Annotated in this window: 6 protein-coding genes and 1 pseudogene; 2 read left to right on the plus strand and 5 right to left on the minus strand. The window is 40.0% G+C overall.

What is annotated here, in order from left to right; all coding sequences use genetic code 11:
* Positions 1-813, plus strand: a complete 813-nt coding sequence (gene murQ / locus IPJ53_14940) for an N-acetylmuramic acid 6-phosphate etherase (protein MBK7800396.1) — start codon at positions 1-3, stop codon at positions 811-813.
* 61 nt (positions 814-874) lie between these two features.
* On the opposite strand, the gene IPJ53_14945 is transcribed toward murQ, so the two are convergent.
* From IPJ53_14945 to rlmB, 4 genes are all read right to left on the minus strand, one after another.
* Entirely contained in the window at positions 875-4,960 is a 4,086-nt protein-coding gene (locus IPJ53_14945) for a gliding motility-associated C-terminal domain-containing protein (GenBank protein ID MBK7800397.1), read from the minus strand.
* Positions 4,961-5,160: 200 nt separating this feature from the next.
* On the minus strand, positions 5,161-5,694 hold the full coding sequence (locus IPJ53_14950; protein MBK7800398.1) for a gamma carbonic anhydrase family protein: 534 nt from the start codon (positions 5,692-5,694) through the stop codon (positions 5,161-5,163).
* Positions 5,695-5,699: 5 nt separating this feature from the next.
* On the minus strand, positions 5,700-6,584 hold the full coding sequence (locus IPJ53_14955; GenBank protein ID MBK7800399.1) for a TraB/GumN family protein: 885 nt from the start codon (positions 6,582-6,584) through the stop codon (positions 5,700-5,702).
* A 56-nt stretch (positions 6,585-6,640) separates the two neighbouring features.
* On the minus strand, positions 6,641-7,417 hold the full coding sequence (gene rlmB, locus IPJ53_14960; GenBank protein ID MBK7800400.1) for a 23S rRNA (guanosine(2251)-2'-O)-methyltransferase RlmB: 777 nt from the start codon (positions 7,415-7,417) through the stop codon (positions 6,641-6,643).
* 49 nt (positions 7,418-7,466) lie between these two features.
* On the opposite strand from rlmB, the gene IPJ53_14965 reads away from it, so the two are divergent.
* Positions 7,467-11,033 carry a T9SS-dependent M36 family metallopeptidase gene (locus tag IPJ53_14965; protein MBK7800401.1) on the plus strand — a complete coding sequence of 1,189 codons (3,567 nt, stop codon included), beginning with the start codon at positions 7,467-7,469 and terminating at the stop codon, positions 11,031-11,033.
* Positions 11,034-11,151: 118 nt separating this feature from the next.
* Here the strand turns inward: IPJ53_14965 and IPJ53_14970 are convergent.
* A pseudogene (locus IPJ53_14970) lies at positions 11,152-12,127 on the minus strand (Fic family protein).
* Positions 12,128-12,412 lie beyond the last annotated feature (285 nt).

Consider the following 12,412-nt stretch of genomic DNA (forward strand, 5'->3'; position numbering starts at 1 on the left):
ATGGAAGAATTTAAAAGAACCACAGAATCCGAATCCAGCCATCAAGAGCTGGAACATAAATCGGTTCTTGAATTATTGAATGGCCTGAATGAAGAAGATCAAAGCGTTCCATTTTTAGTTGCCAAATGCATTCCCCAGATCCAAGCACTGATCAACGATTTAGTGCCCAAAATGAAAGAGGGAGGAAGACTTTTTTACATAGGTGCAGGAACCAGCGGCAGGTTAGGTATCGTGGATGCCTCTGAATGTCCTCCTACATTCGGCGTGCCGCAAGGATGGGTCATAGGAATCATCGCAGGTGGTGATGGTGCCATCAGAAAAGCAGTAGAATTCGCAGAAGACAGCGAGACACAGGGTTGGGAAGACTTGCAGAGTTACGGAATTGATTCGCTTGATACCGTAATCGGCATTGCAGCAAGTGGAACGACTCCCTATGTCATACACGCCTTAAAACAATGCCAGGAAAAAAATATACTCACCGCTTGCATCACATGCAATCCCGGTGCACCCATTTTAAAATATTCAAATCATCAGATAGTTTGTGAAGTAGGACCTGAATTTCTAACAGGCAGTACAAGATTAAAATCCGGAACTGCCCAAAAACTCATTCTCAACATGATCAGTACTGTTACCATGATCCGACTTGGTAGAGTAAAAGGAAATAAAATGGTGGACATGCAACTCAGCAACAACAAACTGATAGAACGTGGTGTGCGCATGATTACACAATTAAAATCAATTTCAGAATCAGAGGCCAGAAAAATCTTATTGGAAACAGGTAGTGTCCGAGAAGCACTTTTGAAATTGAATTAATCCTCATTCCCTATTTGGAACTTGCATTATTAGTCAAAAATAAATTATCAATAATTTGGGTTTATTTTATCAAACTCACCTCACCGGATAAATTCTTTTCTACACCAGTTTTAAACGTGATCACCACGTGATACACATATACACCAGGCATCAAAGACTGGCCTCTATATTCACCCGTCCATCCAACATTAGGGTCGTTGATTGAAAAATGTTCTTTGTTAAAAATCTGTGCACCCCACCGATCATAAATTTCCAGTGATTTAATTTCGGCCACTTCTTCTACATCACCATACACAGTGAATCCATCATTGATACCATCTCCATTTGGAGAAAATACATTGGGCACATAAACATGATTCTTTCGAACAAAAATAATCAGATCATCTACATCGTAGCAACCAAACTTATTGTAAACAGTAGCTTTTAACCTTGCTTCATCATCCGGCTTAAGAATGATGGATGCACAGGTATCACAGGAAATATTCGCATTTACATCCCAGTCAAGACGAACATAAGATCCTTTTATCAACGCATCCACCCGCACACTCTGTCCCAATTCAATTTCCAAATCATTTCCTAAATCAAGATCTACACTTTCTGGTCTGATAAGTGTGATCAAAGTGTCTGTAGAACATAAATTTTTATCTCTGATGTAGAATCGATGCTGTCCTGGTCCTAAAGAACTAAACACAGGATTGCTGGAAAAATTAATTCCATCCATGGAATATTCATAAGGAGGCGCGCCTGACAAAACATTTTTGATGTCAATGGCACCTACACTGTCTACATCAGGACAAGGAATTGGTGTCAATTGCAATTCACTGATAATAGGCAATGGCAATTTGACTAAAGAAATCGAATCCAGATAAATACAACTTCCATTGATGGTTTTTGCCTGATATACATAACGCCCGGGTGGAAGATCTTTGAAATTAAGTTGATCTCCGCTCACCTGTGGTCCGCTCAAAACAATGGTACCGACGGAATCCTGCAAATAGGTTCTCAAACGAATAAAATCCTTTTCATTTGCGCAATAACTGATGGTGGTATCGTAAAACAACTTTCTTGCAGGACAAAGCAAAGGACTGCACGTCAGATCATCTCCTAAACTTTCGCTGCAAGGTCCACTGTCAATTGCAAATAATCTGAAAATGATGGTGTCCTTCAGACCCTGCAAACTGATGTGATAGGATGTATCGGAGCTTCTGTATCCATTCTTTCCTTTTATCAATTGTACACGGTAATCTTTAGCCCTCGCAATTTTTTTCCATCGGAAAGTAACAGAGGTGTCGGTCGAAAAACATTCAATTTCCGGTTTTTCAAGCGGAGGTAAAACTTCAACCTCCCTGGTAGATTCATCCAAACAACCTTCCTCATTCAATTTTAACTTTAAAATTTTCTTACCGGGTGTATCCCATTTAATTTCTAAATCAGTTTTACCAACATTCCTGATGGATCCTTTGGATAAATCCCAATTGAAAGTAGTACTGTCCTCTTTCCTTCCTAAAAATCGCAACAATAAAAATGAATCCTGGCAGACGATGCTGTCCAGATTAAAAATTGCAATTGGATTTTCCCTGATCAGAATATTTTTTTGAGCATTATAAGTGCATCCTGACTCTGTATATTCTGCTAATATTCTATGAACACCCCTGCCTGCAATTTTTGGATCAAAAACACCCTGCAAGCTGTCCGTAATTCCTGGTCCTGAAAAAATCCATTTTCCCAAAGCGGGCGGTGCGTTGATTTCTCCGGTAATCAATAAAGTATCGGCTCCTGGATTCAGACATATAATATCAGGAGCAATAATTTTTGCAATCCGGTTAGGACAATCTATTGCCTTGCAATTGAGAATAATAAATTGATCACCACATATACTGTCATGTTGTATCAATCGTAGGGAAACATCTTCTCCCCTTCCCAACTGATTAAATACAAAACTGGTATCAGAAATGCGTATTCCATTATTTCCTTTTATAATCTCAGTGGAATAATGCACATCCGAAATAGAATCCCATACAAACAAAACACTGGTATCTGAAGTGATGCACTTTGCTAAAGGTGGTAACAATGGTTTTTTTACCAAAATCTGGTCACAAAAGTCTGTAATGCATCCCTTGCGAATGGCCCGCATACATATTGTTTTATTGCCTTCACTGGCTACTACCTCTGAAAAAATATCAACTCCCTGTGGAAGCAAACTATCTTGCTGAAATAATCTGATGATCCGCTGTACGCCATTTTGAAGATTCCAATTGATGTGCAAACTGTCTCCTACACACAGTAATTTTTTATCAAAAGTAAAATCTGCTGTTGGGTATGGAATCGCAATTAACTTTAATGAAAATAATTGTGGACACTCCACTCCATCAGGATACATGAACAGAGTTGTATCCGCGTTTACTACCCAGTAATCCAGGTTGATTGGACAATTCAAACTGTCACAGGAATAAAATGAAACTGAATCCGGTTTCGGGCCGGTAAATTGCAATTTTAATTTGCTGAATCTTATGGTATCGCCTGCACATACCTCCACGTCGGCAAGCTGTAAAATGGTCTGATTCGCTACGTGGACCGGCACTCTTAATAGATCGGTACAAATGCCATTACTGGCTTTAATAAATAGTGCTGAATCCTGATCAAGCAGGATAAAACTATCCTGAATCTGACTAAATGAATCAATGGGCAGGCGGGAATAAAATTGAATGCTTGCATTTGAATTCTGTACATCTACAAAAGAAATATCCGACAAATAGAGCGTATCTCCCCTGCACAAATTTACCGGTGCGTTTAGTTTTAATTCAGGCTTGAGTCTGGAACCTTTTACTTCGATCTGAACAAAATCAGCACATTTGTTTTTTGGGTCAATGGGTACTTTTAATATCAATCTGTATATACCAGGTGAGTTCACTTTTGCATCCTGATTGGTTGCGATGGTATCTCCTTTGTCATCCAACCAATAATAATCATTGACAGGTAATCCATTAAAACTGGAAGAGTCTGCTGAAAGAAAAACCAAGGTATCTGTACAACTTAAATCCCCGGACTTATTGGCTTTTGCAATCAGTTTATTGATTGTTAAATCTACCCTTACAATGGAGTCACAAAAAGGTGGAATTTTTGATTTTTTAAGGACTATGTATTTACCAGTACTGTCGAAGGTTTGATTGTCAATTTTTAAAACACCAGGCCAACAGATAGCCGTATCCAGCGAACCATCTTCGACATCCAACTCTTCAACCGTTACACTCACCATGCTGTCACAATTAAAACTGTTTTTAAGATTCAAGACGGTTATGCCTGGACCAAATGTTTCACTACCCAGTGTGTACAATCTTCCTTTGCAAACATAGAAAGGGCCCAAATCCGTGGGCGGAGAATCATCGCCGATCAGCACATCCAGACACACTTCATTTCCGGTATGACATACATTCAATCCCTTTACACATATTTGTCCTTTTCCGGGTGTGTCCCAGAGAACTTCCACCTCATTATCATTCTCTCTGATGATACTTCCATTCACGACACGCCATTGATACTCACAAGCACCAAAAATTTCTGCGATTTTATAGGTTGCAGACTTACCAACGCAAAATCTGGTAAGGCCCATAATTTTGCTGTTGGTATTGGGAACCGGAGCGGTTGCGCTGCCCGCAGTAACGGTAATGTCCACATTACATTCATTTGGTCCATTTCCATCCCAGACCAGATAATAGATGCATCCTGGTTTCAAAGGTGAATTTGTAGAAAAAGCCCAGGTTTGATTCGCATACATGTTGGTGTTACAATTGGACACCAGGGTGAAGCTGCTGCAATCCGGTGAGGAATAAATGCCCATCTCTATCCCATTTGCCTGCAAACATGCCGAAACGGCTACGTTGATGGAAAGATTTGGAGATCCGGCCACAAAAGCCAGCCATTGCATGCTGTGAACCACCATGGTACAAAACCCGGGTGGAGACTGGCCCATGATGGTATTGGTAGTCCTGGCTGAGACGCCATTCAGATCACAGACGACACAAGCTCCGGAACAATCGTTAGAAAGCGGTACCGGATTGGGTCCGCAAGGGGAATGCATTTGTCCAATGCAAACGCCTTGAATTGAAATCCAAAAGAATATCAGTTGGCTTAGATGGCGTATATGCATCTGCTAATTTAATCATTTTAGACCGGATGTAGCTAACCGACCTGTCCTGATAATTCCAAGATCATGCCACTTTATCAACCATTCCAATCACCTTAAAATAAACCTACATACGTAAATTAATAACTGATAAGTCATTCCAAATTTGAGATGATTACTTTTTCTCAATCAAGTGATTGGTGGAGGGAAATAAAAAAATAAAATTATTCCTGGGAATCCGCCTTTTTTTCAAACCAGGATGCATACATCTGATAATTGTCCGCTGTGCGCTGGATAAAAAACTTGAAATTCTCCGCATCCAGCGGCTTCAGTTTACGGGCTGGTATTCCGGCATAGATAAATCCGGATTCCAATACCATGTGCTCCGGGACGAGTGCCCCTGCAGCTACTATGACCTGAGATTGAATTTCTGCATGATCCATGATAATGGCACCCATACCCACTAAAACTTCCGGATGAATTTTACATCCGTGAATGATGGCCCGATGGCCAATACTCACGCGATCTCCAATTTCAGTGATGGACTTTAAATAAGTACAATGGATGATCACACCATCCTGAATATTCACCTGCTCACCTATTCTGATTGAATTCACATCCCCTCTTACCACTGCCTGAAACCAGATGCTGCTGCGCGCGCCTATGACTACATCCCCAATTACACTTGCATTGTCTGCAAGATAACAACTGGGATCAATAACGGGTGTAAATCCCCTGACTGATTTAATGAGCGCCATGGTTATTATTTCAAAACAGGTTCAACAACAAAATTATTTTTCCTAAGCAAGTTGATGACTCCTTCCTTACCACCTAAATGACCTGCACCAACTGCAAAAAAACAAGGTTCCTTTTTCATCACTTCCGCCATGATCGGAATCCATTTTTTATTCCGGTTGTTCAACATCATATCGAGGTATGGATTCATAGCCGTTTCTTCTGCAGTAATAGATTCGGAAAGTTTATTGAGATCCTGAGCGATGTAGGATTTGATCATTTCTTTAAGTCCGGACGATTCCCCATCATTGCTTTTGAGTGATTCCACCAACATTTGTGCCTGAGCCTTGTAAGGAATGCTGTCAAAAACAGACAACTGGAAAGCAACTGTCTCCAATCCTTTTACCGGAATTGAATGCTTCTTAGCCATTTCATTAAACTCCATTTCGTAGGATTTAATTTGTCCATCCTGAAAATTTTGAGGGTTCATTTCAGGTGAACCGAAAGCACTCAGGAACATGGGTTTCATTCGCTCAAAGAACATCATCGGCAAACCCATTTTTTCAAAATGTCCGGACACTAAATCGTATTCAGTTTTGGTCAGCAAATCTGCCAATGAAGTATCATTGGCCATGAACATCTGATCCATGACACCAGCGAGATTACTCATGTCCATCATTTCATCCATGGCAATTTCCAAATACAAATTATTTGTTTGATTCAGACATTCTTCGGTTCCCTTTGGTAAAAAATAATCCTCCACTGGAATCATGTGAATGGTGCCAAACAGATAAGAAGGCTTTTCTAAGCCATTACCGGATATTTTCCATAGGAGTGCGTTGGAAAGAGAGTCCTGAGCATAGGTAAACAAGTAGGAACCCAGTAGTGATAAGAGTAAAAATATTTTTTTCATTTTAATTGAATTCATTGAATGGGTATCAAATTGCTGAAACCACATTTTTAAAATTGTTATTTACTTTTTAGATCATTTGTTTGCTTGACCATTAAATCTTGTCCAGTTCTCCATTGATAAAAAATTATACCTGCAGACACAGATACATTCAATGAATTGATGTGACCTGCCTGCGGAATGCTGACTGAAAAATCCAGACAGGCTTTTACTTCAGGAGATATACCCAGGTCTTCTGCACCAAGGACAATTACCAGAGAAGTATTGAGATCCGCTTCCTGAAGATGCATCTTAGCTTTCTCATCTGCCCCAACAATAACAAATCCCATCTTTTTTAGTTCGCGCAGCGTGTGTACAGGATTGTTGATTTTACAAACCGGTATTCTGAGGAGTGCACCGGCGGAAACTTTGATGGCTTCCTGATTGACCGGCGCGCTGTTGCGACTTCCGATAATCAGCCCGGTGATGCCCATCACTTCAGCAGATCTGGCAATGGCACCAAAATTATGAACATCGGTAATTCCGTCCAACAAGGCGAAACAGGGATTCTGGCCGGATTCAAAAGCTGATTGCACGAGGTCCTCCACTTTATAAAATTCAATCGGGCTGATCATAGCCAACACTCCCTGGTGATTGCCCTTACACAACTTATCCAATTTGGTTCTGGGGACCGTCAAAACAGAAACTTTATGTTGCCTGGACAATTTTATTAATTCTTTGAGCATCTGATTATCAAGGTAATCGCCCAGATAAACTTTTTGTAAGATTTTTCCGGCAGCGAAAGCCTCTTGTAAAGCGTTCTTACCTATCAACCAATCAAAATTTTGCTTTGCCATAAATTCTCGAAATTTCGTAATTTAGCCACTTCTAATCAACTACCACATAATGAAAAAAAATATCTATTTATTGTTCATTATTAATGTATTATACATTAGTAATTCTCTAATCGCTCAAAATTTACAGGCCCTGAGTCTTGGAAAACAATACCTGGAGGCCTCAAAAACCAACTGGAATTTGACTTCATCAGACTTGAAAGACCTGATGGTAACCGACCAATATCAGTCTGACCACAATGGCGTGACTCATATTTATTTCCAGCAAGCCTACAAAGGTATTCCTATTTACAATGCCGTGACCTCTGTTCACGTCACCAAAGAAGGAAAAGTTTTTGACAGCCCTTGCCGCTTTATAGATAACATTGAATCTAAAGTCAATGCTACCCAGCCAAGACTCAATGCGCTTCAGGCTCTTGAAAAGCTGATCTATCATTATGATGTGAAAAATGCAGTTCTGCCTTTAGAAAAAAGACGCAGCAATGACAAGGATCGCTATTTTGAAAAAACAAATTTCACCCATTCTGACATTCCCGCCAGATTGATGTATTTCCAAACAAAAGACGGAAAACTCCGTTTAACCTGGGATGTTTCAACAGACTTCGTGGACAGAACTGATTACTGGAGCACAAGGGTAGATGCCATTACAGGTGAAATACTGGATCAACATAACTATACGGTGAAATGTAGTTTTGGCCATCAGCATCAGGAGAAATGCTTTGAACAGCATGCAAGCGCTGATCTACAAAAAAAGAACCAGTCTGCCTTCAACGGAAATCAAGGACAAACCAATGTTTCGCTTACTCCCAAACCTGCTGCAACGGTGTATAATGTTTTCCCGTTTCCTATAGAGAGTCCGCTTCACGGAAGCCGTCAGTTGGTCTCAGATCCAGCCTATACGAATGCATCTCCTTTTGGCTGGCACGATACCAATGGACAAGCAGGTCCTGAATTTACCTACACTCGTGGAAATAACGTAAGTGCCTATCTGGACAGAAATGGAGACAATGTAAACGATGGAGAAAGAGCAGATGGTGGAACATCCTTGAATTTTGACTTTCCTTTTGATCCTAAAAAAGAACCTGCATCTTATACAAAAGCAGCAGTAACCAACTTATTCTATGCAAACAACATGATGCATGATGTTTTGTATCAGTTTGGTTTTGATGAGAAGGCAGGAAATTTCCAACAAAATAATTACAACAAAGGTGGTACCGGTGCGGATCAAGTACTTGCTGAAGCGCAGGATGGAAGTGGAACCAACAATGCAAATTTTGCTACCCCACCGGACGGAAGTTCAGGCAAAATGCAAATGTTTTTATGGACTGCTGCACCAGGTGAAGTAAGAGTTGATGCACCTTTGGAGATCGAAGGCTACCTTTCGGTCAATGGACCAACTGGCTGGGGAGGTAAGGTGACTACCACACCAATTACAGGAGAAGTGGTATGGTCTGATGACGGTGATCCGGGCAACGAAAAGAAAGGATGCAAAGACGCTCAGAAAAAATCTAAACTCGATGGCAAAATCGTCCTGATTGAAAGAGGACTTTGTGATTTCAGTGAAAAGACTTTCTATGCGCAAAAAGCTGGAGCAAAAGCAGTTATCATCTGTGGATTTGATGAACAAAATGTCGGCATGGCAGCAGGAGTAAATGCTGCATTGGTTACCATCCCAGCATATTATGCACGAAAGTCAGTATGTGATAAAATCGCACCATATGTAGGTAAAGGGCTAATCATTACAGTCAAAACACCGGAAGACACGAATGCAGGACCGGATAGTCTGGATGGTGATTTTGACAATGGAATCATCACTCATGAATATGGACATGGAGTTTCCAACAGACTCACCGGAGGACCTGCCCAGGCCAATTGCTTGAGCAACGAGGAACATATGGGTGAAGGCTGGAGTGATTTTATGTCACTGATCATGACTGCAAAACAAGGAGACAAAGGAGATCAAATTAAGGGTATTGGAAATTTTGCAACTTCTGCTCCAATCGATGGAATTGGTATTCGTAGAAGACCCTATACGACCAATATAGCTGTTAATGAATTCACCTATCATGATATTGACGATGAAGAACATAATTTGGGTGAAGTTTGGGCTGCTATGTTGTGGGATCTTTATTGGGCCATGGCAGATAAATATGGATTCGATCCAACTTTTTCCAATAAGAATGCCGGCAACAATCGCTGTATTCAATTGGTGATGGATGGCATGAAACTACAGCCTTGTAGCCCGGGATTTGTAGACGGACGCAATGCAATTCTAAAAGCTGATACATTGTTGTACAATGGAGAAAATGCTTGTTTGATCTGGAGCGTTTTCGCCCGCAGAGGATTAGGTTTTGGAGCCAAACAAGGTGACTCTGATTTTGTAGGAGATGAAACCGAAGATTATGAAGCTTTCCCTACTTGTATAAACAAAACTGTCATCGCAAAATCCGCGCCTTTTATAATAAAGTCAGGACAGGAAATAACTTACAGTCTTAGTGTTCGTAATCTCAGAGCAGGAGAAGTCAACAATGTAGAATTAGAAGATCACATACCTGCCGGTTGTACGTATGTAAATGGTTCATCGAATCTTGTACCCAAATCAGTTGCTTCGGATAAAATAAGCTGGGAAATCAGCAACATGAAATCTCTGGAAACTAAAACCATTACCTACAAATTAAAAACTGCTTCAGACAAATATTCCAACACAAGATTCTTTGATGATTTTGAAGACCCTAATACTGAATTCAATTACGACTTTTATCAACGTAAGGGTAATGGAATCTGGCTTTGGGCAGGAGGTGAAGGTTATCAAGGAAGTACTGCCTGGATTTCAGAAAGTTCAGCAACAGAAGAAAGGGATCACTCCTTCAACAACATTACACCTATTGATATGGGTGACGAAATAACTTCTTTATTGTTCTATCATAAAATCAATACCCAAAGCGGCATTGACGGTGGATTTGTAGAAATTTCTGAAGATGGAGGAAAGATTTGGAATTTATTAGTTACTGATGACTTTCAAATAAATCCTTACGTAGGCGGTTTGTCTTATAATGCCATTGGAATTCCATTGGTAAAAGGATTTTCCGGATATACCAAAGATTTTATTCCATCAGTCGCCAGTTTGGAAAAATACAAAGGCAAAAAGATCAATGTAAGATTCCGATATGGCAACGATGATGCTACTGAATCCAATAATCCCGGATTTAAAGGTTGGATTGTGGATAATCTGGAGATCATAAATCCTTTTTTCTACAACAGTGATTTTTGTATTAAGACCGGATTAGGCGAACAATACTGCGTAAGTCTTCCAGGCAAAGGAACTCTCGTAGATTCCAAAAAAGTGGTGGGCACCAATAACCCTAATGAGGCAGGCGGAACGGCAGCGATTTATCCAAATCCTGCAAAAGAAATCTTGAACATAAAATTGGAAGCAAACCATGGCGTTAAGCAAATCAATTTGTTGAATCTAAATGGTCAGATCATTAGTTCAAAATATGTATTTGGTCAGGAAAAACAATTGCTGCAATTCAATACAGATCATTTACCAAAAGGTGTAATCATCGTAGAGTTGATTCAAGAAAATAAAGTCAACAGTACTAAAGTAATTTTGAAATAAAATTTCAATTAAGGATAATTAAAAGCCGTCCACCAAAAAATGGGGACGGCTTTTTAATTCCCAAAACTATAATCAAACTCACTAACTGAAACTGTGAATTTTAATTCAAATATGGACACTAACCGGAAAGTAAAAGCTTTCTTTCCCGCTTGCGATTATCAATGTATTCTTTGATTGCTGCCGGACGAGTATACCAAATGCGACCTTCTTTATACGAATCTATTTTTCCCTGTCTGGCCAATAAACTAATATACTCTTGCCCGTAAGGCAAAACCGCATCTTCAACCAAATCTGCTATGGGAACATATTCATCCGCATAATCTTCCAAATTACTGAGATAGATGCCTAGCGATCTGATCAGCAGCCCTGGCAATCAAACGAATCAACAAATCATAGTGGCCCTGATTTGCACGGTTAAGGGCCTGATAATACTTATTTCTGTCTACCTTGAGAATGATGACCGGCGGAAACTCCCATTTCATCAGCAACAAATTCATGATCAGCCTGACGGTCCTGCCATTCCCATCAAAAAAGGGATATATCCACACAAACCGATGATGAAAAATACTGACCCTCACCAAAGGGTGCATGCTTTGATCGTCCCTACTCACCCAACTGATGAGATCTGACATGAGATCAGGTACTTTCTGTGCATTGGGAGGAGTAAAATTAGCACCTGGAATGCGTACCCCTGAATTCCTGTATCTACCTGCAAATTCTTTCTCTATCTTACTCATGACCAATTCATGAATATCCAGGATATCCCGCTCCTTCAGCAGGTAATCGCCGGAAACCAATTCTTCCAGGTATTCTATCGCCTCCTGATGATTCACCACTTCAAAATGCTCACGCAAACTCTTGCCGGCCACCGTCATCCCCTCCTCTATCACCATCCTGGTCTCCCGAAGATTTAAGGTATTTCCTTCTATACTGTTACTGTTATAGGTCCACTCCAAATTAAGACTGCTCCTGATGGATTGTACGACCGCGCGGGACAAAGGTCTGTGCTTATCCAAACGCGTCTTCTTGAGGTCAATATTCTGCAATACATCCTTCAAATCATCATAAGCATATTCTTTTACCGGCCATACCATTACACAAATATACCTAAATATTTAATATCGTTTAATTCTTATTTCATATTTACCGATATTTAAATCTTAAATTAAAATAAATACATAAATTTATTGGCGCCTCTAATTATTTAAAATAGGTCAATTTTTGCATCCTCCAAATTCTAAAAATTGAATATAAATGATTTAATTTCAATTATATATAATGTTTTAGGATTATGATACAATATCAACCAGAATTCGCCCAGGGGCTTAAATCGCTTCTACAAATATGGGTCAAAAATCATCCACAAACCATTTTAATAT

The sequence above is a fragment of the Candidatus Vicinibacter affinis genome, from assembly GCA_016714365.1.
In the GTDB taxonomy this organism is placed as follows: Bacteria; Bacteroidota; Bacteroidia; order Chitinophagales; family Saprospiraceae; genus Vicinibacter; species Vicinibacter affinis.